This is a genomic window from Streptomyces sp. NPDC001157, from assembly GCF_053598255.1.
The window spans coordinates 500955-524525 of sequence record NZ_JBSFJW010000001.1 but is presented as its reverse complement, the minus strand read 5'-3'; the positions used below and the strand labels follow the sequence as shown (position 1 = coordinate 524525).

Genomic DNA, 23571 nt, shown 5'->3' with positions numbered 1-23571 from the left:
TTGTGCGGATCAACCGTATAGCGGTCATGTGACATCGTCTCCCGATTCGCGGCTCATATGAGCGGTCCATGGCCGAAACCGCATTCTTTCGTCACCGAACGTTCCACTTCACGCTTCAACCAGGGGCGATACGGCGCTGCAGCGGGGTCTGGGGGAGCCGCGATGGTCGAGCCGATCTATGTACCGGTGCTGCCTGCACGGCGGGATGCCTGGAACGCCTATGCGGAACTGGATGTGCGTGTACGGCGACGTATCGCGCCGTTGTGGACGCTGGTGCCGCACACGGGACGAGAACGTCCACGCGGCGAGCGCACCACTCCGGTCCAGACGCCGGGCAGCGACCAAGCCGCACTCGACCGCTGGCTCGGTCCGCGCACGGACCAGCTGATCGAGGCGATGGACGGATTGCCCGGCTGGGTGGACCCCGTCCATGTGGAAGGCAGCCTCCACGGGACCGCGGCGACCCTGTGGCGGTTGACGACCCGCAGCACCCTGCGGCTGGTCACTGGCCCGGAGCGGGATCCCACGCTTCAGCGCTGCACTGCCGACCTGGCGTTCCTCAGCGGGCGGGGAATCGGCATACGGGTGCTGGTCGACGTCCCGCCGGACGAGCCGCAGTCAACTGAGCTGCTGAGGCTGATCGACCGACTGTGCCTGCCCCCTTCGCGACTGGACCTGATCCTGGACATGGGTGCGGTCGCGGACGCGGCGGAGGCGAGCAAGAACGCCATCGCGGCCCTGGACCTGCTGGGCGTGCTCGTCCCGTGGCGCACGATCATCCTGACGTCGGGAGCCTTTCCGCGCCTGCACGACAACCCGGGCGCAGAGACCTCCTACATCGCTCCACGCCATGATCGGCAGCTCTACGGGGCCGTGCGGGCTGCCCGCCCCGCAATTCCGAGTGCCTTGGTCTACGGGGACCACTCGGTGGAGCACGCGTTCAGTGCGAACATTCCCCATGTGCGGACACCGGGACCACCGTGGGGGTTGATGCGATACACCGCACCGGACGCCTTCCTCATCGGGCGAGTGCCCACCAGGGGGAACGACCGAGTGGACCGGGTGCGGGCCATGGCCCGCCGGATCACGGAGTCCGACGCATTCCGAGGCAGCGGCTACAGCGACGGTGAGCGTTGGTTGTACGAGTGCGCGTCAGGAGAGGGCGCCAAGGGGTCAGGGAACGCGGAGACCTGGATCAAGGTGGGGCATATCCAGCACATGAGCTTCGTCGTGAACCAACTTGTTGCGGATGCGGCGCCGTGAGCTGGCCAAAAGGCGTGTGTGTCCCCCGGGACAACACATAGAGTCACCAAGTTGGTCGGTGCATCCAACGAGGGGCACATGCGGAAGAGATCGGGGGAGCGGGCGCATGGGGCAGGCCGAGAAGCCGTATCCGGTTCCGCAACTACTGACTGCCGTGCGGTCGGAAATCCTGGCGGAACGGCGCGGTGACGGGGGCGATGGGCAGAAGGTGCCGCTGTCCGGCGGACGCCTAGTGTCGTCGGCGGGGGAACGGTTCGAGTACCTCTTCGTATGCAGGAAGTGGCACGACTCCCTCGACGGCATGCCGGTTCTTGTCAGGGCCTCACGGGCGAGCGGCCCTTGGGCGACAGCGGAAGCATCTCGTCTGCCCGACGGAAGCGTGCGGCTGATCACCACGGAGAACCTGGGCCAGTCGGTTCCCAACGCCCAGATCCGCAAGGACGATTCGGCCGGGTTGGAGATCGTCGCCGAGCGTCTTGAGACGGCGGGCAATACGGACAGCGGCATACGCACGGAGAGTGCCGGGTGGATCGTCGGTCAGGGAAGTCCCAAGACCGCTCGCGACACCGATCCCGGGCGCTGGATCGCCAACTGGCAGGGATTGAAGCTGAATTCGCGCCAAAGACTTGCCGTCGAGCAGGCGCTCGCGAGTCAGATCCTCTTCCTGTGGGGGCCGCCCGGAACGGGAAAGACGGACGTCGTCGGGCACATCGTCGAGGGGAACTTCCGACAGGGGTCCACCATCCTCTTCCTCGCCCCGACGAAGGTCGCGGTCGACCAGGCCCTGGAGCGGATCTGCGATCTCCTCGCCACCCAGGAAGGCTTCTCCGAGGGGTTGGTGCAGCGTGCCGGAGAGATCGAGGTCCCGTCCCTGCGTGAGCGGTATGGGGAGTACGTCGACCCGGTGCAGATTGCCGCTCGGGTTTCCGCCCGGTTGGACGAGGCACTGACACGTTCGACGGACGCCCTCAAGGGCATCCGTGCCTCCATTGCCCTGCATGACGAAGTGCGGTCGTTGGAAGAGCGGCTGAACGCGGCCCGTACGATCCGCTCCGAGGCCCTGGCGACAAGCACTTCCGCTCTTGAGGAAGCTCTGCGCGCGCAGCTTGCGGAAGCACAACTGCGTGTCCAGATCAGCCAGTTGGGACAACCGGGCGGGCTCTTCGCCAAGCGGAAGGAAGCTCAACTCGCGGACCTGCACGCCCGACTCGTCCAGGCGGAAGCAGTGGCGCGCAGTGCCCCCGGGCGCGCCGCCGAGGCCGATGGGCGTGCGAGCACCGCCGCCGCGGAGATCAGTGAGGTGACCGGTCGCCTCGCCGCGGCCCGGTCCCGTCTCGCGGGATTTCCTGCACGCACCGTGCTCGTCGGTCAGGCCGAGACGCTGCAGAAGCAGCTCGACGGACTGGATCAGCAGCGCAGGAAGATCCAGGACACAGTGCGTTCCAAGTGCCGGGTCATGGGGGCCACGGTCGCCAAGGCCGTCCAGTCGCGCAAGCTACTGGACCGGGTCGACGTCGTGGTGATCGACGAGGCGGGCATGGTCGATCTGCCGTCCGCCTGGCTGGCCGCGGGCCTCGCCGGGAAGCGAGTCGTTGTGGCCGGGGATTTCCGGCAACTGCCGGCCGTGACCAAGGGCGAGGGCGATCGGAAGGCCACGGAAGAGGAACGAGAGCACTCCCGGCAGTGGGCAGCCCGCGACGCCTTCCACGCGGCTGGTCTGGTCACCGCCTCCGGAGGGGTGCGTCAGGACCCCCGGCTCGTGGCCCTGGACACGCAGTACCGCATGCGCGAGCCGATCTGCGAACTCGTGAACGCCGTCGCCTATCCGGACGCCCCGCTGGGCACCGGCCGTGACGACCGGAGCAGGATCCCCTTCAACCCGCTGGTCGAATCCCCGGTCATCCTCATCGACACCTCGAAGCAGCGCATCGCAGGGCCCGACTACCGGGCCAACACGGTGAACGAGGCAGTGGTGCACGAACTCGTACGCGGTCTTCAGTACGAGGGGGTGCTCCCGGGCCGGAAGTGGAGTGAGGCCGAAACAGCAGCGCGGGAGCGGGCCACCGACAGACTCGCCGTCATCGCTCCCTACCGCGCCCAGGTCAAGGCACTGAAGGGCAGTCTGAAGTACCGGTTCGGTGAGGACTACGAGGGCCTGGTCGACACGATCCACCGGTTCCAGGGCAGCCAGCGCCCGATCGTCGTCTTCGACACGGCCGTCGGCGCGGGCAAGGACCCCGGCATCTTCTACAAGGGAACCGGCCTCTCGTCCCAGACCTGCCGACTCCTGAACGTCGCCCTCAGCCGTGCCCAGGACCACCTGGTCGTTGTCGCCGATCTGGAGCACCTGCGGCGGCACCTCGCACCGCACAGCGAGGCGCGTACCATGATCGACCACCTCGAAGCCCACGCGGAGGTGATGTCGGCCGACCAGCTCGTACCCACGCGAGAGGCGGCCCAACTCTCCGTTCTCTCCGAGGAGGAACTGGCACGCCCCGCCTTCTTCCCGGCGGACGAGGTCCACAAGGCGGTGGAGTGGGACATCGAGAGGGCTGCCAGGAGTATCGAAATCTACTGCCCCTTCCTCGACCCGAACCCGGTCCGCAGATGGTCGACTCTGCTGGGCCGACGAGCTGGTCAGGGCGTCAAGGTGGTCGTCTACACCCGTTCCGCCGACGAACAGCGCGACGATGCCGCAGCTGAGCGCCATCAGCAGCGCATCGACCAGCTCCGATCAGTCGGCTGCGAGGTGGATTTCCGGGAGCGCATGCACGAGAAGGTACTCATCCTCGACAGCACGGTGCTCTGGCACGGCTCACTCAATCTGCTGGCCAACAGCGGCCCGACGGACCTCATGATGAGGTTTACGGATCCCACGGCCTGCGAGCGGGTCAGCAGGGTCATCGAGCGGGCCCGTAAGGACAAGGTCGCGTGGAACCCACGGGCTGTGGGCGGCGGTACCGACAGCACGCGTCGCAAGGCCGAGGCAGCTGAGCCGTCGGCTGACGGCATCGGCCCCGGTTCCGTGGTCAACGGTCGCCTCTACCTCGATGTCCCGTTCGCCGAGAAGGACGAGGCCAAGAGAGAGCTCGGCGCGAAGTGGGACGCACCGAAACGCCTCTGGTACGTCGACGCCGCCCGCGTCAGCCGCGAGCAGGCACGCCGCTGGCTGCCGTGAAGCGCGGGTCGTCGGCCGGTCCTCCCCGGCCGACGACCCGCGATGTTCGCTACCTACGCACGTCTCTGCTGCCGCAGCCAGGCGCTCCGGGAGTTGGCGGCGGCCGTGCTGTGGACGCCGCTCTGCCCGATGAAGAGCACCTTGGGGTTGTTGTTGTGCGGTCCGTACCCCACGAATCCGCCCACGAGCAGGAAGGACCCGGCTGAGGAACCCACCCTTGGAACCACGTGTCTTGCCGTGCCCCGGTCTCCGTCCAGATCACATACGCCTTGGAGCCGTTGCGCGCTCGCTGATACACCTCGGCGACTCGGACGATGTGGTAGCCGGGCCCGAGTTGTCTCGCGGAGGCATGGAGGCGTTCCCATCGCTGTGCGGCAGCGGCTTCTCGGCGGCTCTTGCGCCGCAAGATCCCCAACTTGAGCGCAGCCTATCTGTGATGGCCATGCCAAGGCGCGAGAGTCGATCAGTGTCCGGCGACTCCGGCAATGACTGCGACTGCGCCGGCGAATTGGCCGAGGGGCTCTGTGCGCGACGTGGTGCGTTCGCCGAGGCGTCCTATGGCACGGCTGATTCTGTCCAGCCGCCGACGCCATGTGGATTCGCCGGAGGACGACTGGGAGCCGAGGGCGTCTGCCGTGTCGTCGAGGCTGTCCGCGATCTCTTCGCGCAGGGCGCTGTCTGAATCCGCGGAGAGCGAGCCTCGTAGCTGCTCGATGAGTTCGAGCGCCTGCTTCACCGCATCTTCGGACGAGGCGGTATTGGCCACCGTATGCGTGACTGGTCGCCGACCGAGAGGTTGTTGCCGGTGGGGTGCACGCACCGGTCTCATCGTGGGCGGGGCCCCCACCGCGCAGGTTGGCCGGATCCGTTCCATGACATGGCGGTGCCGAATGTCTGTGTGCGCTCGTCAACGTGCCCTGCGCGGCACCCCGTCCGCCAGCCGTTTCCGGCCGACGTAGCCAATGCGGATCTTCCCCTCCTCACCGATCAGCCGGAAGTGGATGCGCCCCGGCTTGGGGTTGTAGCGGACGTGGAGACTGAACAGGCGCTTAGTGCCGTCACAGTCGGTGAAGTCGCAGAGGCCGAGGTTGATGCGAGAGTCGCTCTCGGGGACCACCTTCACGGCCCAGGGCGGCTCCGTTTCACCGGGGCGCCAGGCCTCGGCGGCGGTGTTCAGGAGGCTCAGTTCCTCGCGTACGGAGGGGACGGCCACGCCGGGGAGGTCCTTGAGGTTCTGTTCCACACCGGGAACGAACTGGAGGTGCGGGTAGAGGTCCTGGCGCTTGGACCACAGGTCGGCGCCGGTTGTCGCGGCGGCCTCCGCGGTCCTGCGGATCCAGTCCTCGTGCTCCGTGACGTGGGCGCGTGTGGCGGCATGTCTGACGTCCGCGGTGTCCTCGATGTGGCCGTCCTCGTCGAGGAGTTCGTAGTCCACCTTGACCCAGGGAAGGTCCCAGCACGGTGCCGTGGGCAGACTGACCGCCAGGGACTGGGCCTTCATGATGTGCGCGGCGGCGAGGCCCAGCACCGCTACCCCCTCGTGGCGGTACTCGCTGTCCTGGTCGTCCGGGGGCTTTGGGAGTGCGCCGGAGAGCGGGGCCTTACGTTGCAGCGTACGGCGCATGAACTGCCAGGCGTCGTGGTTGCCCGGCTCGTTGCGCCATTGCTGGAGGTAGTAGCCAGGGGCCAACTCGATGTCCTCCAGGCGGACTTCGCTCACCAGCGTGGTACCGCGGTGAATCCTCCAGATCTCCCGGCAGACCTTGATGAAGTCGAGCATGGCCTGCCGTGCCTCGTCCTTCGTGGACGGTGAGGCGCAGGATTTCTCGTTGAAGAACATCAGCACCACTGATGCGCCCCCCTGGCGTGTGAGAAATGCTGGCGGTGAGCGAAGTGCTCAGTCGAGGAGCTGGTCGAGGGTGTTGTCGGACTCGTCGAAGAAGCCTTCGGGCCATTCGGAGAGCGCGCCGTCCTCGCCGACGACCGGACTGACGATCTCCACGCCGGCGCCGTTGCCCCGGAAGTAGTGGATGGCCGTGTCCGCGGCCTTCAGCCGGCCCTGCTTGACGGCGAGTCGAGTGCCGTCGAGGACGTGGTCGCTGTGCGTCTCGACGATCAGCTGCGCCCCGGCGGACGCGGCGACGGCGATGAGGGCGGCCATCCTGGCCTGACCGCGCGGGTGGAGATGGGCCTCGGGGTTCTCCAGGAGGATCAGGCTTCCGGGCGCCGCGGTCAGGCAGGCCACGACGATGGGCAGGGCGTAGGTCAGACCGAACCCGACGTTTGTCGGGCGGCGGCGGCTCGTGGAGTCGAGGCCGGCGGTGCTGCCGAACCCGTAGCTCAGCCGGACGGAGTCGGTTCCGGGGATCCCCGCCGCCTCCAGATTGACCCCGGGGCACAGCTCCTGCATCCAGGCGACGACCTGGTCCAGCAGGGTGTGAGCGCGTGCCTCAGGGTGACGCAGGGGCTTGAGCTGGACGAGGTCCTGGGCGCGGTGGCGCAGGAAGTTGACGGTGTGCTCGCCGCGCGCGCCGAGGAAGCCGCGGCCGATCGCCTGGTGGTGCGACCGGGGGTAGCTGGTGGCCGGGACGATCCGGTCGGCCTTGAGGTACTGGAAACGTCTGGAAAAGAGCGGGACCTCGGCCCAGTGCTCGGGGTCCATCGTCTTGGAGTGACGCAGAGGGAGTACGTCCTGCTCCGGGGAGTAGCGCGCGGACCATGCGTACGTCTCTCCGCCGTCCGTGCGGAAGGCCACCGTGATCAGTGGGATGGGCTCTCCTTCAGCCCGCACGAAGTCCTCGTGGAGTACGTCCAGCCCAGTGCCCAGCTCGACGAGATCGCCGTCGAGGAGAAAGCCGCCGCGTTCGTCGGCGTCGCCGTCGGTGGAGAGCAGGGTGCCCGAGTCGTAGGACTGACGCAGCATGGCGAGGGACTGCAGGACGGTGCTCTTGCCGGAGGAGTTGAGGCCGGTGAGCAGGGTGACCGGGGCGAGCCGGATGTCCGCCGACCGGAACGCCTTGAAATTGGTCAGTGACAACTGGTCGATCACCGCGTGCTGCCCCCGTCGCTTTCCAGGATGGTACGGAAGAGATCGCGAACCCGGCCGAACCGTGTGACGACCTTGGCGCGATCACCCGTGCCCACGGACACGGCACGTTCGAAGTCCCGGTCGGTCATGAGGAGTTGGAAGCCCTCGATCACCTTCTCGCGGGACGCTACCAGCGCGGCGCGCTCGTCGTCGGAGAGTTCGGCGAGGTTCACCGCGACCGCCTCGAAGATGGCCTTGTTGACCGGTGAGCGGCGCGTCTGACCTGGATAGAGCTTGCGGAACGCGTGTCCGTCGAAGATTCCCCAGGCCGTCAGCATCGCTTTCTTGAAGTCGAGGGCGTGCGCGTCCCGCTCCTCCGGCGACAGCCGGTTGATCTGCCGCATGGTGAGCGCGAGGAACTGGTCGAAGTCCTGGGCCTTGAACGAGGTGGGTGGCGTGAGCCTGAAAGCCAGGGTGCGCAGCACCATCTCCCGGTCGGCCATACGCTCGCTGTAGACGCCGTCGCTCGTCGCGGACCGGAACTCCGCGGACTCTGCGAGCGACGACAACAGCTGCCGGGCCGGCCCCGGAACGAGGGCGTGCCGGATCTCCTGCCGGGTCAGCGGCAGCCCTCCGGTGTTGATCCGGGCGAAGATGTTGAACTTGACCTCTTCCGGAGTGCCGGGCCGGATGACGTGCACGACGACCTGCGTCTCGTTCAGCCGGATCTGCAGCCGCCCGGACAGATCGTCGTACCCCTTCCCCTCGAAGCTGTCCCGCAGATACTCCAGCCCGCGCAGCCGCAGCGGCCCCGCGTCGATCCCGGCCACCTCCGCGAGGGCCTCCGGCGCGATGAAGCGGGCAATGGCCGTCAGCCGCTGGATGCCGTCGACGATGGCCCAGGAGCTGTCCTGCGCCCAGGAGGCGTCGTCGAGCTCGGCCGCGTAGAAGGAGGGGATCGGGATGCGCAGCAGGAGCGACTCGATCAGCCGGCTCTGCTGCTCGTCGGACCAGATCCCGGCCCGCCGCTGAAAGTCCGGCGCGAGGTCGATCATGCCGTTGCTCAGCCGGGACATCAGCAGGTTGATCGTGGGGTTGCTGGTTTGGATCTCGATCTTGGACGGGTCGTACGGCGCCGTGATCCGGTCGGCGCTCTCCTCCGTCTCGGGATCGGGCAGCTCCAGCTCCACGTCGGTGCCCCCGCCGTCCGCGCCGATCTCCACCCGGAAGCCGCCGCTGTCCTCGGCGGAGGCGTCGTCCTGGTAGCGGCTGAACAGCGACTGCTGCTCCCGCGCCGCCGCGCGGCTGCCGGTGCTGTCCTCCAGCGACATGTGTCCTCGCGTCCCGTTCGGTCGACGGTGTCTCCGTGGCCCGTGTATGCCCATGTGTACGTCCATGTCGATTCTGCCTGATGAGCGGCACCGGATGCGGGCCGCAGAGCGACTCAGGACGGGGCGGTGCGGGCGGACGGCGGGACAGCTCTGCCCATACGGTCTTCCCGGGTCCGTCGAGCCGTGTGGGGCAACGCCCCCAGCCGCCAGTGAGAGCGCCGATCACGTGGTGCGCGCGCCAGGCGTCGTGAGAAGGGTGCGGACAAAGGGCGCGAACGGCATCGAAGACCTGGGCGGCCACGTCCGGGATGCCGCCGACCCGATCGCCGGAGACGTCCTCACCGAGGGTCGCGCCGGCGCAGCAGCGGGGTCTGGGGGGAGCCACGACCGTCGAGCCCATCTCGCACCGGACGGCTTCCCTCGTCGGGCGGGTGCCGACAAGGGCAGCGACCGAGTTGCCAGGCTCGGGCAACGCGCAGACCTGGATCAAGGTGGTTCACCTGCAACACATGTACCTCACAGTGCGTCAGTTCGGCGGGGCAACAACGCCCATAAGCCCTAGGAGAGTTGCGTTACTCTGGGCCTTGTTGACGTTGCCGTGCCCACGGTTGCGTGGCCCGGTGGATCGAACGAAGTCTCGGGGGATGCCATGGACCCGTATCTCGTCACCCTGGCCGGCGAAGCCGGAACGGCAATGGTGGCCCTTCTCGTGAGCGAGGGATGGCAGCAGGCGCGGGACGGCATCGTGACCGTGTGGCGCAGGTACCGCCCGCAGGCCGCGGACGACGTCGAGCGAGAGCTCGAGACCTCTCGACGGGCGCTGCTCGCAGCCGCCGACTCCGGTGACACCGCGGGCGAGGCGGACGTGGCGAGGGCCTGGCAGCGCCGGGTGGCGGACCTGTTGGGTGAACACCCCGGCGCCGCCGAGGAGCTGCGCACGCTGCTGGCCCAGTCGGCCCCTGCGCCGCGGCAGGAGATCAGCGGCGAAGTACGGCTTGACGCGCGTGCCTCGGGCAGTTCCCGGATCTACCAGTCAGTGGGTGACCAGCACATCACCGAGCGGTGAGCGGTATCGAGCCGTCCGGCCGAGAGGGCCGGAGAGAGACGGGCATCCGGGGCCGCGCCTCGGACAACGGGCACGTGTACCAGGCCCAGGGCAACCAGTACATCTCCCATCTTCACCTTCATGAAGAAGTCGGCGGCTCAGCCCGGGAGTTGGTGCAGGCCGGGATGCGCGGTGCTGCCCTGGAGATGACGCAGGAGCGTGTCAGCCTGCTGATCCGGACGCTGAGCCTCACCCAGGCTGAGCTGCAGGCCCGCTGCGTGGAGTTGGAGGAGGAGGCGCGGCAGGCCAGGGCCGAAGGGCGTGCCGAGGCGCTGGCCGCGATGCAGGAGCAGTTGCAGGCCGCCGAACTCCGCATCATGAAGACGCAGGAGACGATGTGCGCCGCGGTGCGGGAGCGCGAGAAGGCGGAGGCGCTGCTCACGCAGGCCCAGGAGGAACTGGCGCTGCGGCGGCGTGCCGAGGAGCGGCGCGAGGAGGAACGGGCCCGAGACGAGGCGCGCGCCCGCCCCCAGGCCGGGACGACACCCCCCGAGCCGACGCCGAGCGAGGAAGACGAGCAGTTCACCGAGTTCCTGGAGCGGGCCGAGGCGCAACTCGGCCAGGTGCGGGATGACCTGCGGCTGCTCGGTGATGAGATCTCGGGACAGGACGGAACACCGGCTGCGCAGGTGATCGAGGGCCAGGTGGTACGGCAGCCACGCGATCTCCCCGGGCAGGTTCCGAAGGAGGCGAAGCCCGCCCCGGGCATTACCCCGGCCGCGACGAAACCGGAAGCGGAGAAGCCGTCCGGCTCCGAGGCCAAGGGCGGCGGCAAGACGGCAGCCACGACCGCGCGTCCCAGGCGGACGCCTGTGCCTGGGCCGCCTCGACGATTGCGGATTGGTTGGACCTGGCTTTTCTGCACGCTCCCGCCGTGGTTTCCGATGCTCGTCATCACGTCGAACCGAGCCGCATACGCGTCGGAGGCGGCCTTTTGGAAGCAGATGCTGTTCACTGTCCTGTCGATTTTCGTAGGCGCGGTGCTGTACGTGATCACGGTGGGGCTGGCCGCGAGTGAGGTATACGGCGGTCTGGATCGGGACTCCGAGCACAAGGCCGGCGCCATCGGAGTTCTGATCGTCGGGGCAGGCACCACCGTCTCGTTCGTGATCGCGTTCTGGACTCCCCTCACTTGGCTCGGTCCGGCTGGTGAATGGGGCAAGTGGCTCGCTGCCGCTTCGGGCTTGGGTTAGCGCGCGGACGGTTTCGGTCGGGAAGAAGCTGCGCCCGTACAGTCTTCCCGGGCGCCACCGGGCGCGGTGTGCCCCACTGCCTTCGTCTTAGAGCCCGGTATTAGAGCCCGGTTCGGGCTGGTGGCCTATGACTCGTTGCCCCGTGTCCTTGGTTCGCCGGATAACGGGACAGACAACTTCCATGAGTCCCAAGGCATTTGCGCTACCGTGAGTGGGTTGGCGTGGCCGGGGCAGAGATGTGTGGCCCGATGGATCGAAGATCTCGGGGGATGCCGAACGGTGAGCGGTATCGAGCCGCCCGGCCCGGAGCGCCGGAGAGAGACCGACATCCGGGGCCGCGCCTCGGACAGCGGGCATGTGTACCAGGCCCAGAACAACCAGTACATCACGCATGTCCACCTGTATGGCGAAGCCGACTGTGATGCTCAGGAGCTGGCGCAGACCGAAAGGCGCGGTACTGCCCTGGAGTCGACGCAGGAGCGTGTCACCCTGCTGATCCGGAGGCTGAGCTTCGCCCAGGCTGAGCTGCAGGCCCGCTGTGTGGAGTTGGAGGAGGAGGCGCGGCGGGCGAGGGCCGATGGGCGTGCCGAGGCGCTGGCCGAGATGCGGGAGCAGTTGCAGGCCGCCGAACTCCGCGTCATGAAGACGCAGGAGGTTATGCGCGCCGCGGTGCGGGAGCGCGAGAAGGCGGAGGCACTCCTCGCGCGGGCCCAGGAGGAACTGGCGCTGCGGCGGCGGGCCGAGGAGCGGCGCGAGCGGCAACTGGCCCGGGCCGATGCACGCGCCTCCGCCGAGGCCGAGCCTGCCTCCACCGTGGCGACGCCGCAAGAGGAGAGCGAACAGTTCGCCGAGTTCGTGGAACGGGCCGAGGAGCAACTGGGTCAGGTGCGTGACGACTTGCGGATGCTCGGTCAGGAGTTCTCCGGGCAGGACCCGTCATCGGCGGCTGCGCGGGTCGTCGAAGGACAGGTGGTACAGCAGCCGCACGAGAGCCGCGGCGAGGCTCCGCAGAGGGCGACGCCCGCGCCGGGCAACCCCAAGGCCGGGCAGAAGAAGAAGCGGTCCGGTTCCCCGCCGAAGGACAACGGCGAGGCTTCGGTCCCGTCGCCCGTGCCACGCGAGCGCGCGCGTGTGGTCGGTGAGCCCCGATGGTTCCGGATCGGCGTGGTCTGGCTGTGCTGTCTGATTCCGCCATGGGCTCCAGCGATACTCGTCACGGCGAACCGGGCGGCGTACGCGTCCGACGCGCCCTCCGGGAAAACGACGTGGTTCATGATCGTTACCGTCTTGGTGGGTGTCCTGGTGTCTTTCGCACTGGGACTTGCGCTGAAGATGATGCTCGACCAACTTGACCGGGATTCGGAGATTGCCTCACGCGATCTCGGACGCACGGGTGCCCTCCTGGGGGCTGGCTGCGTGTTCATCGCCGCGTTGTTCAGCCCCCACTCCTGGCTCGGTCCACTGGGCACATGGGGGAAGGCCTTCGCCGTGGCGATGGGGCTTGGTTAGTACTTGGACGGCGACAGAAGGAGCTCCGCCCATACGGTCTTGCCGGGTGCCGTCGGGCGAGGGGTGACGCCCCAGTCGTCGGCGAGGGCATCGACGAGGAGGAGGCCCCGGCCGGATTCGGCGTCCGGGGGCGGTGTGCCCGGGGTGGGGAGCCGCTCGGTGCGGGTGTCGGTGACCTCGATACGGAGGACGCCATCGGACTCGGCGAACGTGACGCGGAGGTGGAAGTCGCGGCCGGGTACGTGGCCGTGCTGGACGGCGTTCGCGGTGAGCTCGGCTGCGATCAGGGTCGTGCTCTCGTTGGCGGGTGAGGTGTAGGGGTGGCCCCAGTCGTTGAGGCGGTGTGAGACGAGACGGCGCGCCAGGCGTGCGCCGCGCGGGGTCGAGGTGAAGCGCATGGCGAACTCGTGCGTGGGGGTTGAGGGTTGCGGTGTGTGCTCTTGTGGGGAAGTTGCCGATTTCATGCGGTCAACGGTTGCTGACTGTGCGTAACTTTGAACAGGAGTGACGCGCTGACGGATGCCCGTTGTACGCGGCCGGTGTGCGGTTGTACGCGCGGTGAGGCGTGACCGGCCTTCCGTGAGGCGTGTTGGTCTCCGGAGCGGTGGCCATGGCGGTCGGTGGTGGCGTACGGGAGGTGCCGGGCTTGGAGGAGCGGGAAGAGGACGGCGGCGGGAGCGGCGGCGAGTACGAGGCCGGGGCGGGGATGCTGCTCGTCTTTGGGCGGCAGTTGAAGCTGTGCCGGGAGCGGGCGGGGATGGACCGGGCGGAGTTGGGGGCTCGGACGGGGTACTCGGCGGCGACGATCGCTTCGTTCGAGCAGGGGAGGCGGATTCCGTCGCCCAAGTTCATCGACCAGGACGATGAAGTGCTGGGTGCGGGTGGGGTGTTGAGGGCGGGGAAGGAGGAGGTGGGGCGGGCGCAGTATCCGGCGTTCTTCAGGGATGCGGCCAGGTTGGAGGCCGCCGCGGTTGAGCTCCACGTGTACGCGAGCCAGGCGGTGCCCGGACTCTTGCAGGCGGAGGAGTATGCGCGGGCCGTGTTCACCATGCGACGCCCGTTGCTGGACGAGGAGATCGTCGAACAGCGCGTCGCGGCTCGCCTGGCCCGGCAGGAGATCTTCTGCCGGATGCCGTTGCCCACCATCAGCTTCGTGATCGAGGAGACGGTTCTACGGCGTCCGCTCGGCGGCCGGGCGGTTTGGCGAGGTCAGCTGGAGCAGATCCTGCTTCGCGGTCAGCGGCGGAACGTCGAGATCCAGGTGATGCCCACCGAGTGCGAGGACCACGCAGGACTGGCCGGTCCGTTCACCTTGATCGAAACCAAGGAGGGGCGGAGGATCGCCTATGCAGAGGTGCACAAGGACAGCCGCCTCTACACGGAGCGTAGGTCGGTCCGGGAGCTTGAGGAGCAGTACGGGATTCTGCGGGCCGAGGCACTCACTCCGCGCGAATCGCTGGCCTTCATCGAGAAGTTGCTAGGGGAGAGATGAGCGTCGAAGACTCTGTGACGAGCATGCCTGAGTCGGCCTGGGCCAAGAGCAGTTACAGCAGTGGCGAGGGCGGCGAGTGCGTTGAGGTGGCCGCTTGGGCGGGCCTTATGCATGTGCGGGACTCGAAGGACAAGACGGGCCCCATATTGAGCCTTGCGCCCGACACCTGGGCGGAGTTCGTCGGATTCGCCGCTCGGCGCACCGCGTAGAGCGAAGCGCGACCGTTGCAGTGCCCCGTGACCGTTCACCGTTGGTCACGGGGCACTGGCGCGTTCACGGGGTCCAGCGGCCGGCGGAGATCTCGGCGTCCAGGCGTGACTGGAAGTGGGCGTGGGCGGCCCGCATTTCGGCTTCTCGGTCGGCCTTGTAGAAGGGGGCCTGGTAGCCAGATGGGGGTGGGGTGTGCTTCGGGTCTTCCAGGTGGGCCATGAGGTCGATGTAGTCCTGCTTGGTCTGTCCGTGGCCGTAGGTGTTGTGATCCGAGGCGAGTTTCCGCCCATTCGCGTCGAACCACGTTGCCGACTCGTAACCGAAGAGAGCTGGATAGCGTGAGCGATAGATCACCGTAAGTTGGTCTGCTGTAATACCGAGCCAGACCGATACCAATGCGTCGATCTCAACGAGGGCCGCACGCCGCTCATATTCGGTGCGCAAAGGAGTGTGGTACTCCCATGAAGGTCTTAGGGAGACAGATAGGGGCTGAAGGTTCGACCAACCACTGTAAGCCCACTCTTCGTAGGCTGGCCAAGTGGGGTCATAAAGTTCCTCCCAGAGCGGGGCATAGTGGTTTGTCAGTGCATTGAGGCGCATGGTCCGAAGGAGGAGAGCTGAGGCGAGTGGATGCTTGGGGTCCGGTGCAGGCATCTTTCGCGCATCGGCAAGTTGTAGGTGATCACGCCCAGAAACGAGGAGCACGTAGTCCATTGGGAGTGCAGCCCAGAAGCCCGCATTAAGACAAGTTGTCACGTTGTTCGTTGTGGTCATGCTCAGCAGTGAGTTTAGGTGGTTGGTACCGGGGGGAATTAGGGTTGCGAAAAGACTTCTGTATGTGTCGAATGTAATACGCTCACGCCAACACATTCGGAAATATTCGGTTTCGCGTCGACCTCCCCAGATGTCCTGTCGCTGCCGATACTTTTCCGGCGAACAGGCACGGGCGAAGTCGCAGCTCGGAACGGCATCTGGAGCTAGGCTGCGTAGATCCGTTGGTTTTCCCGCACGCCCCATGTCTGGTGCCTGCTTTGCGAAAGGCGTTCCGATCTCAATGCTTGGGCTGCGAAGAACCGCATCTTCCCAAGAGGCATTGTGTGAGATTTGAGCACGGATGAAGCCCTCGCGGACTGCTTTGGTTTCGTGCAGTCCGTCACTAATTTCCGGATTGAATTCACCAAGCCGGGTAGAAAATGTTGCGAGGGCGGAAATAGCATCATCCTCTGCCTGGGTGATGGGGTAGAGGATGGGTGTTTGATAAACGGGCGCTTCTGATTTCGCGGACAGAGAGGACCATCTGGTCAGGGTGTGGCGATTAACATACGTGAATCGACGTGCGTGGGGGCGCGTATCGTAGCGGCCTTCGTGTCGCATTCCGGGCAGTGGGCCGGTTCCGTCGTGAGTTAGTGAATCTGTGAGTGTCTGGCCTGTGAACAACCAGTTGATGCTCGCGAACTCGACATCCTGAGGCCCGCCATAGATCGCAATAGAGAATTGTCGCGTGACGCGGATTTCAGGGAAAGCCCTCATCAGGTTGGAGAAATGCGCCCGCAGTCTAAGGTGTTTGTAGGTTGTCTCGCGAAGCCTTCCCTCTTCCTGGCCTGAGAGATGGGTGTCGGGGTGAATGAGTCCGATCGTTCCGTGTGGGTTGACATGTGCCCAGGATCCCACCATGAAACAGCGGTAAAGATTTGCTTGAGTGCCGCTCAGTTCTGGATATGTGGACTCTGACCCAAGGAATGCTTGCATGGCTGTTGTTGACGCCAGTTCTTCCAAGTAGAAAGTGGCAGGCTTTGAACGCTGAAGTTCTTCCTCCTTTCTCAATCGAATTTCACTCGCCGATGCGCCTTGTTGTAGTGAAAACCAAGGTGTGATCTCGGAAAGCACGGGAGATTCTTCCCAGCGCGGCCGAACCCAAGGCGGATTCCCCACCTGCAAATCAAACCCACCCCGCGCAAACACCTGCGCGAACTCCAACTCCCAATGAAAGAAACCCTGTTGCCCAGCGACATCCCGAGCCACCGCAGCCCACGGATACCGCTCCTCCAACCGATGGGCCCCCTCCATGCCCATCAGATCCGGCAACGCATCCTCATACGTCTCAAGCTCATCCAGCCGCTCGAACTCAGAGACCAGCGAGTCCCCCGGAACATCCCGCCGCCCAAGCAGCGACTCCGCGAACTCCAGCCAGTCGTCCAGCTCCGCCAGCGATACAACCGCCCGCCGCCGCTCCGGCACCTGCTCCTTACGCCGCCCGGCCCGTCGCCGCTCAACAGCATCCCGCGTCAGACTCAACTGCTCGGACTCGGCACCGAACCCGGGAAGCGCCTCCGCCTCCCACGACATCAACACACCGTCGTCGTCACCGGTCGCAACCTCCTCGACCAGCTCGACACCGCCCCGCCGATACACCTCACTCGAACCGTCGAGCAGCGCAGCACTCTGCACAGGCCAGAACCACAGCGCACACCACGCATCCATCAGAGTCTTGAGACGCCAATACGGCGTATCGACCCCCTCAAGATCGGCGAGCACCTTCTCCCGCTGCACCGCCACCTCAGGCGACCGCAGCCACCCGTCCTCCGCGCCCCACACATCAATCCGCCGCGAGATGTCCCGCTCGGAGATCTCCAGCCGCCGTACAACAAGCCCCCACAGGTACTCGAGCCGCCGAGCCAGCCCCTGCAACCGCTCCGTCTGCTTCTTCGACGGCGACTTGGTGATCGCCTTCCGCCAAGCACCGAGCGCCTTCGCCTCCTCCGGCGCCAGCGCTTTGGCCTCCTTCTCGGCGGCGACCGCACCCCACTCCTTCGCGGGAAGCAGGAAATGATGCACCGCACCCGAAGGCAGACCAGCGCCGCCCGCCGAATCCACCTCCGTCAGCGGAAAGCGCTCCGGCGTGGCCCCCAGCCAGCCGCCCTTCTTCAGCCGCTCCTCCGGGTAGACCTCCCGCCGCCCCCCGATCAGCGAGTTACCCCTCCGCAGATGCAGCCCGAACCACGGCGCCTCCATCCCGGGATGCATCGTGTTGAGCCATAGAGAGACCTCCGCGAGCTCCACAGCCGTCGAATTCAGGTCCACGCCGTAGGAGTTGTGCAGCGCGACGTACGCCTTGACCTTCTGCAGTTCGACCGCGTACTTCTCCGTGTCGATGGCGACGCCCAGCTCGTCCTGTCGCCGCCGCAGATACTCCGCCGCCACCTGGTTGATGGCCTCATTGAGGAACGCGCCGGAACCCAGCGCCGGTTCGCAGATCTTCCAGTCGAGCAGCTCCCGCGCGTCGGTCACCGTGCCGTCCTGGTCCAGCCGGTGCTGCAACGCCAGCTGCACGGTCACTTTGGTCAGCGACTCCGGCGTGTAGTACGACGCCGACGTCTGCCGATCCCGCCCCGACAACCGGTACACGAACGACCCCGGCCGATACCGGACCCGTACCTCCTCACCGGTCTCCTCGTCCTTCCGCCGCACGAAGACCGAGTCCGCGTACTCGTCGGCCTTCGACGCCGGCACCAGCCACGAGCCGTCCTTCGGATCTCCGCCCTTGGCGACCTCGTACAGCTCCTCGCTCGCGACGAAACCGGAGTACGACATCAACCCCTCGTACACCGCGCCGAGTTGGTTGATGCCGAGCTGGGCGTACGAGATGAAGCCGCCTCGCTCACCCTTCTTGCCGCGCGTGAGCATCAGCAGGCGCAGGACGCGGTACAGCGTGGCGTTGCGCAGGCGTGTGTCGACGTACCGGACCTCGCCAGTCTCGTCCTCGTCGAAGCGCGGGTCCTCGACCGAACGGGCGCCGATGAGACGGATCGACTCCGCTTCGAAGAGCTTGGAGTGCAGGGGTTCGAAGCGCAGGCCGATGTCCTCCGAGACGGCCTCCTCCGCCGCGCCGTGCGTGCGCCGCGAGCGGTAGCCCTCTTGCACCTTCCGGAAGAGCAGGTCCAGGGACTCATAGAGGTAGAAGCCCTCGCGGGCCTTCTCGCCCACCAAGTCCCGTTCCGCGACCAGCTCGCCCAGCCGCCCCAGTCCGTACCCCTGGTGGTACTCCGGGTAGTCCGACGGCAGGATGCCGAGCTCCGGCCGCGCCTCCGCATACAGCAGGAACAGGATCCGGTATAGGTACCGCAGCGACTCCCTCGTCAACTGCCGTGACAGCTCCGGGAGTTCCTTCACGTCCTCCGGACGCAGCCCCGCCGCCCGCAGCCGCTCCAGGACCTCGTTCGCGATCAGCTCCACCGACAGGCGCAGACCGTCCCGCAGATCGCTCGAAACGCCCACCGCATGCTTCGTGGACTTGTCGACCAGGCCGGCCAGCGGATTCTCGCCGCCCTCCTCCGGCGTCCGGAGCGAGTCCGCGCCGAACAGGGCCGCCAGGGTGTCGAGTTCGCCGCCCGCGCGCACGTCGTTGCGCTCCAGCGCCGCGTCCAGCGAGGCCGCCAGATAACGGCCCTCGCCCCACACGGCGCGGTCGGCCAGCACCACGACGCCGCCGACCATCAACAGCACATACCTCGGCGCGTCCTCACACGCGAACAAGAAGGACGCCAGCTTCGAACCGGTCGCCAGCTCTGCCGAACCCTCCAACGCGACCCGCTGCAGCAGCCGTCCGGGCCCGTCCGGGTCCAGCGCCGCGTCCGGCTCCGCCGCCCACCCGCAGTCCAGGGCCACGAGCCCTCGCTCAGCATGCGCGACCCGCACCTCGTAGGTGTGGTCGGCGCGCTCGACCGTAAGCGTCTGCGGCTTCGCGTCGTAGCCCAGCGCCCGCAGCACCGTCGCGTTCAGTTCGCTCGCCCGCTCGCGCCACCCCGGAGAGTCGTACGTCGTCGCGTCGTCCTGCTCGGCCGCGGCCTCCGCGAAGAACGCCCGCGCACGGAAGTACGGGCGGCGCAGCTCACGCAGACCCACGCGCGGGGTCACCGGCAGCGCGTCCTCGGCGGTCTCCGTGTCGCGCGCCGCCTCCTCGCGGTCCTTCCACGTCGTGAGGAGGCCCGCCTTGAGGTCCTTGGGGAAAACCTCGGCCAGGTAGTGCGCGGAGAAGTAGTCGCCGCGGTTGACGAGCGAGTCGTACGTCATGGGTCAGAACCTCGGTGAATCAGGCGGCGTGGTCGAGAACGGCGAGGACCCGGAGCATCGGGCGACCGGTGGTGAGGAGCGAGTCGGCCAGGTCCGCGAGCTTGGACTTGGTGTCACCGCCTGCCAGCGTCGGCTGCTCCCAGGCGCCCAGCCGCTCCTTGTACTTCTCGATCGGGTCGAGCAGCGCCTTGTCCCACTCGGCGCTGTGCCGGCGCAGGAAGTCCTCCGCCAGCTCCAGGGCGCCCGGGATGCCGGAGGCGAGCAGGTCGAGGTCGTGGGAGTGGAGCGGGTTGGCCATGGTCGGACCGATACCCGCGCGCCGAAGTATGCCCACCATGTCGTCCGTGACCTCCCCGGCCCGCACCGCCATCCACTTCACGACCGTCGGCCTGCCCAGCGCATTGGAGAAGATGCCCTGGATCAGGTACGTGGGCGCGTCCACGTCCGCCGTGATGACCGGCGCCTCCTGACGGCCGAGTCGCACCAGGACCTTGTCCGTCAGCCACTCCACGACCGGGTGGAGGTCGGTGAGGAGGGAGATCTCGGGCCAGCTGGATGCCGATGATTCCCGGGCCCGTACGAGGGAGAGGTCCGCGAGCTTGCGGTTGAGGGTCACCAACAGGCGCTCGTGAAGGCGTTGTTCGCGACGGTAGTCGGGTGGGAGGGCCTTGAGGCGGTGGGTCAGGTCCGACGGCGGCTTGAATGAGAGCAGGCCCGTCTCCGGGTCCTCGTCCAGGTCCAACTGCCGTTGCGGGTCGGAGAAGACCTCGCGCAGTGCCTCGTCGAGGAACTCGCGGGTGCCGGTGAACAGGCGGGGCACGTCGGCGGGCGCGGGCGGTGCGTCGCCGTCCACCTCCTCCGGGTCGTCGCCGACGGCACCGAAGAAGTCCGCGAGGAAGTCCGTGCCGGAGTCCTCCGCCGCGGCTGCCTGCGCCGTCGCGTCCAGGGACTCGTCGACCGAACGACCGCGCAACAGGTCCTGGATGAGCGACTTCTCCTCCGCCTCCGCCCGGTACAGACCCGAGACCGCCTCCGCCGTGCCCAGGCTGCGGTGGGCCTCGTCCTCGCGCTCCAGGAGCCGTTCGGCCACCGTGCGGTCGTCCTTCGCGCCGTCGGTCCCGCTGGTCAGGATCAGCGCGCGGAACTGCGGTTTGTGGGACTGCCCGTAGCGGTCGATACGGCCGTTGCGCTGCTCGATGCGGATCAGCGACCACGGGACGTCGTAGTGGATGAGCTGGTGGCACTGGCGGTGGAGGTTGACGCCCTCGGACGCCACGTCACCCGTGAACAGGATGCGGACCGGGGTGTCCGCCAGCCCGAAGTCCTCGACACACTGCATCTGCTGCTCGTCGGACAGACCGCCGTGCATGACCCGGGCGGCCTCTTGTGCCGCCTTCCCCTTGAAGCCGAGAGCCGCCGGGACCGCCTTGCGCAGCCACTCCAGCGTCTGGACGCGCTCGGAGAAGACGACGACCCGGGTGTCGCTCCTCGGGCCGACGCCGATCTCACGGAGCTGCTCGACGAGGGCCCGGAACTTCGCCGAGTCCTGCTCCGACATGCCCGCCGTGAGCTCCTTGAGGCGGTGCAGCGCGTCGAGTTCGGGGCCCGGTACGGCGTACTCCTTCGTGGTGAGCGTCTTGATGCGGGCGTCGACCGTCGCCGCCAGCGCCACGTGCGAGGAGAGGAAGGACTTCAGCACGGTGTACGGGAACAGTCGGCTCTCGCTCACGGACGTGCCGCCGTCCTGAGGCAGCCACACCTGCGCCAGCTCCTCGAAGATCCGCTCCTCGGCCGGTGTCGCCGCACAGTGCACCGATGTGCTCGGGCCACGGTCCGCCCACTGGCCCTTCATCTGCTCCCGTACCTCGGGACTGATCTTCGTCCGTCGGATGAAGAGGTGCTCGATGTCCTTCGCCTCGTAGCGCTCCGGGTCGCGGATCGCGGCCGGGTCGAGGAGGGAGATCAGCTCCGCGAAGGAACGCGCGTCGCCGTTGTGCGGGGTCGCCGAGGCCAGGATCAGGGCGTCGGTCTGCGGGGCGAGGAGTCGGGCGAGCTGGTTGCGGAGCGAGCCGCGGTTGATGAGGTTGTGGGACTCGTCGATGACGACCGCGTCCCAGTGGATGCGCTCCAGGTGGTGCTTGTACTGGTCGGTGTTCTTCAGAGTGTCGATGGAGACGATGACGCGCTTGAAGTACGTGAAGGGATTGCGGCCCGCAGGGATCTCCCGCTGGATGCGCTCGATGCCGACGGAGTCGAGGCGGATGAGCGGGATCGCGAACCTCGTCCACAGTTCGTGCTGGAACTGTTCCAGGACGTGCTGCGGTGTGACCACGAGGATCCGCTCGCCGCGCCCGCGCCGGATCAACTCGGCCAGTGTCATGCCGATTTCGAGGGTCTTGCCGAGACCGACCACGTCCGCGATGAGCATCCGCGGGCGCAGGTTCTTTCCGGAGAGCGCAAGCTGGGCCGGGCGGTGCTGGTAGGGCAGTGAGTCGAGCAGGAAGCTGTCCGCCAGCGCCAGGCCTCGCTCGGACTGGGGGAGCGGCGTCTTGCGCAGGACCGCTTCCAGGAAGAGGCGGCTGCGACGGAAGTTGGGGGAGTCGTCCGTCGTCAGCCTGGTGCGGCGCGGGTCCATCAGCTGCACGTCGTCGAGCGTGGTGAAGAAGACGGCTTCCTGGTCCCGTACGAACTCCGAGACGCCCACCGCCTGGATACGGTCGCCGTCATGGGCCGTGCGCGTCACGTTCCGTACGAGCCACTCCTCGTCCCGGACCTCGATCTGCGAACCGGGCGGGTACTTGGCGGCCTCCGCGGCGGCCGCAACCTCGTCGACGGTCACGTGCACTGCCTTCCCTTGCTGATGTGACTAGAACTTCGCGCGCTGGGCGTAGGCCTCGCGCAGCTGCTGGGCCACGCGCCTGGCCTGGACCGAGGTGCGCAGCTGCCCGGGACCCGTGCGCTCCCGGCCTCGCTGGGCAGGCGGGGGCGTGCCGGGGGCCGCGACCGTCCGGGGCGGCGCCTCGTCGCGGACCGCGGAAGCCGGTTCGGCCTTGACCGTGGGGGTGTGGACGGCTGTCGGCGGCAGGTCCTGGGGGAGTGGCACGGTGGGTGCCGTGCTCTGCGGCAGCCTTGCCGTGGGAAGGTCCGCGACAGCGGCTGCGTCGACAGGAGCAGGCGGGACGGTGGGCGCAGGCGGCGGGTCGGCCACGGCGGCCGCCGCCGTGTGCGCGGTGAGCCGGCGCCGGGCCTGAGCGATCCTGAGGCCCTGCGCCTCGATCACGGCACGGCACTCCTGGACGACTTCGGGCAGCGTGGGCCGCTCCTGCGGGGCGTACGCGAGCATCGACGTGAGGAGTGGGACCAGCTCGGCGGGTGCTCCGGTCAGATCGGGCTTCGCGTCCGCCTTGGTGATCAGGTGGAACAGCGCGTGGATGTTGTCGGCCCGGAAGGGGTAGTGGCCGGTCGCCGCGTAGAGCGTCACGGCGCCGAGGGCGTACACGTCGACGGGCGAGGTGAGCGGCTTGACGCCGTTGGCCTGCTCGGGCGCCATGCAGGCGGGCGTACCCAGCACGGTGTTCGGGGCGGTGAGCGACGCGCTGGTCTCGGTGAACACCGCGAGCCCGAAGTCGATGATCTTCGGGCCGTTCGGGCCGAGGAGGATGTTGGCGGGCTTGAGGTCGCGGTGGAGCAGTCCCTGCTTGTGTACGCCGACGAGGGCTTCCGCGATCAGGGCGCCGAGGGAGGCGGTCAGCACCAGAGGCAGGGGTCCGTGGGTGTGGACGTGTTTGCGCAGGTCCGGCCCGTCGATGTACTCCGTCGCCAGCCACGGCTGCTCGGCCTCCGCGTCCGCGTCGAGGAACGCCGCGATGCGAGGACCCCAGAGCGTCTTCAGGACCTCGATCTCCTGGGCGAAACGCAGACGGGTCTCCGAATCGACCACCGACGGCTTGATGACCTTCACAGCCGCGGGTTCTCCGCCGGGAGACTCACCGAGGTAGACCTGGCCCATACCCCCGTGACCGATGCGGCCGAGCAACTCGAATCCGCCGAGTTCGGTCGGGTCCTCGGGGCTCAACGGAGCCGCGTTCACGTGGGTGGTCCTTTCGCCCAGGTCAGCCGCTGTATGTCAGCAGTCGTAACGGTAACCCAAGGCAGAGTGACGCGGACCAGGCCTTACCTGATTGAGTCCGTC

16 protein-coding genes are annotated in these 23571 nt (G+C 67.4%); 7 read left to right on the top strand and 9 right to left on the bottom strand.

Annotated features, from left to right (window positions below; all coding sequences use genetic code 11):
- Positions 1 to 162 precede the first annotated feature (162 nt).
- Together ACWDAG_RS02315 and ACWDAG_RS02310 are read left to right on the top strand one after the other, a co-directional pair.
- Entirely contained in the window at positions 163 to 1263 is a 1101-nt protein-coding gene (locus ACWDAG_RS02315) for a beta family protein (RefSeq protein WP_450693682.1), read from the top strand.
- A 379-nt stretch (positions 1264 to 1642) separates the two neighbouring features.
- Entirely contained in the window at positions 1643 to 4441 is a 2799-nt protein-coding gene (locus tag ACWDAG_RS02310) for an AAA domain-containing protein (RefSeq protein WP_450693681.1), read from the top strand.
- Positions 4442 to 4494: 53 nt separating this feature from the next.
- Here ACWDAG_RS02310 and ACWDAG_RS02305 read toward each other — a convergent pair whose 3' ends face one another.
- The 5 genes from ACWDAG_RS02305 to ACWDAG_RS02285 all read right to left on the bottom strand — a co-directional run bounded on the left by ACWDAG_RS02305 (position 4495) and on the right by ACWDAG_RS02285 (position 8800).
- Positions 4495 to 4656: a hypothetical protein gene (locus ACWDAG_RS02305; protein ID WP_450693680.1), complete on the bottom strand. Its 162-nt coding sequence runs from the start codon at positions 4654 to 4656 to the stop codon at positions 4495 to 4497.
- A gap of 248 nt (positions 4657 to 4904) precedes the next feature.
- Positions 4905 to 5207: a hypothetical protein gene (locus ACWDAG_RS02300; protein ID WP_450693679.1), complete on the bottom strand. Its 303-nt coding sequence runs from the start codon at positions 5205 to 5207 to the stop codon at positions 4905 to 4907.
- 141 nt (positions 5208 to 5348) lie between these two features.
- Positions 5349 to 6290 carry a hypothetical protein gene (locus ACWDAG_RS02295; RefSeq protein ID WP_450693678.1) on the bottom strand — a complete coding sequence of 314 codons (942 nt, stop codon included), beginning with the start codon at positions 6288 to 6290 and terminating at the stop codon, positions 5349 to 5351.
- A 48-nt stretch (positions 6291 to 6338) separates the two neighbouring features.
- Positions 6339 to 7490 carry an AAA family ATPase gene (locus ACWDAG_RS02290; RefSeq protein ID WP_450693677.1) on the bottom strand — a complete coding sequence of 384 codons (1152 nt, stop codon included), beginning with the start codon at positions 7488 to 7490 and terminating at the stop codon, positions 6339 to 6341.
- Positions 7487 to 8800, bottom strand: coding sequence for a DUF262 domain-containing protein (locus ACWDAG_RS02285; protein ID WP_450693676.1), 1314 nt, complete (start codon positions 8798 to 8800; stop codon positions 7487 to 7489). The genes ACWDAG_RS02290 and ACWDAG_RS02285 overlap by 4 nt, the downstream gene beginning before the upstream one ends.
- 649 nt (positions 8801 to 9449) lie before the next feature.
- Here ACWDAG_RS02285 and ACWDAG_RS02280 point away from each other — a divergent pair.
- The 3 genes from ACWDAG_RS02280 to ACWDAG_RS02270 all read left to right on the top strand — a co-directional run bounded on the left by ACWDAG_RS02280 (position 9450) and on the right by ACWDAG_RS02270 (position 12607).
- Complete coding sequence (locus ACWDAG_RS02280; protein WP_450693675.1) at positions 9450 to 9866, top strand: hypothetical protein; 417 nt, start codon at positions 9450 to 9452, stop codon at positions 9864 to 9866.
- 74 nt (positions 9867 to 9940) lie between these two features.
- On the top strand, positions 9941 to 11098 hold the full coding sequence (locus ACWDAG_RS02275; RefSeq protein WP_450693674.1) for a hypothetical protein: 1158 nt from the start codon (positions 9941 to 9943) through the stop codon (positions 11096 to 11098).
- A gap of 240 nt (positions 11099 to 11338) precedes the next feature.
- Positions 11339 to 12607 (top strand): hypothetical protein, encoded by a 1269-nt coding sequence (locus ACWDAG_RS02270; protein WP_450693673.1) that lies wholly within the window; start codon positions 11339 to 11341, stop codon positions 12605 to 12607.
- Here ACWDAG_RS02270 and ACWDAG_RS02265 read toward each other — a convergent pair.
- A complete protein-coding gene (locus tag ACWDAG_RS02265) occupies positions 12604 to 13005 on the bottom strand; it encodes an ATP-binding protein (RefSeq protein ID WP_450693672.1) in 402 nt (133 codons plus the stop codon). The genes ACWDAG_RS02270 and ACWDAG_RS02265 overlap by 4 nt on opposite strands.
- A gap of 308 nt (positions 13006 to 13313) precedes the next feature.
- Between ACWDAG_RS02265 and ACWDAG_RS02260 the strand changes: the two genes are divergently transcribed.
- Together ACWDAG_RS02260 and ACWDAG_RS02255 are read left to right on the top strand one after the other, a co-directional pair.
- On the top strand, positions 13314 to 14099 hold the full coding sequence (locus ACWDAG_RS02260) for a helix-turn-helix domain-containing protein (protein WP_450693941.1): 786 nt from the start codon (positions 13314 to 13316) through the stop codon (positions 14097 to 14099).
- Positions 14100 to 14122: 23 nt separating this feature from the next.
- Positions 14123 to 14308 (top strand): DUF397 domain-containing protein, encoded by a 186-nt coding sequence (locus ACWDAG_RS02255; protein ID WP_450693671.1) that lies wholly within the window; start codon positions 14123 to 14125, stop codon positions 14306 to 14308.
- 64 nt (positions 14309 to 14372) lie between these two features.
- Here the strand turns inward: ACWDAG_RS02255 and ACWDAG_RS02250 are convergent, their stop codons facing one another.
- From ACWDAG_RS02250 to ACWDAG_RS02240, 3 genes are read right to left on the bottom strand one after another with little or no spacing between them, the layout of a single operon-like run.
- Entirely contained in the window at positions 14373 to 19379 is a 5007-nt protein-coding gene (locus ACWDAG_RS02250; RefSeq protein WP_450693670.1) for a class I SAM-dependent DNA methyltransferase, read from the bottom strand.
- A gap of 19 nt (positions 19380 to 19398) precedes the next feature.
- Positions 19399 to 22218, bottom strand: a complete 2820-nt coding sequence (locus ACWDAG_RS02245) for an SNF2-related protein (protein ID WP_450693669.1) — start codon at positions 22216 to 22218, stop codon at positions 19399 to 19401.
- A 27-nt stretch (positions 22219 to 22245) separates the two neighbouring features.
- The gene (locus ACWDAG_RS02240; protein ID WP_450693668.1) at positions 22246 to 23469 is read right to left on the bottom strand and encodes a serine/threonine-protein kinase; all 1224 of its coding nucleotides are present in this window, start codon (positions 23467 to 23469) and stop codon (positions 22246 to 22248) included.
- Between the last annotated feature and the right edge of the window lie 102 nt (positions 23470 to 23571).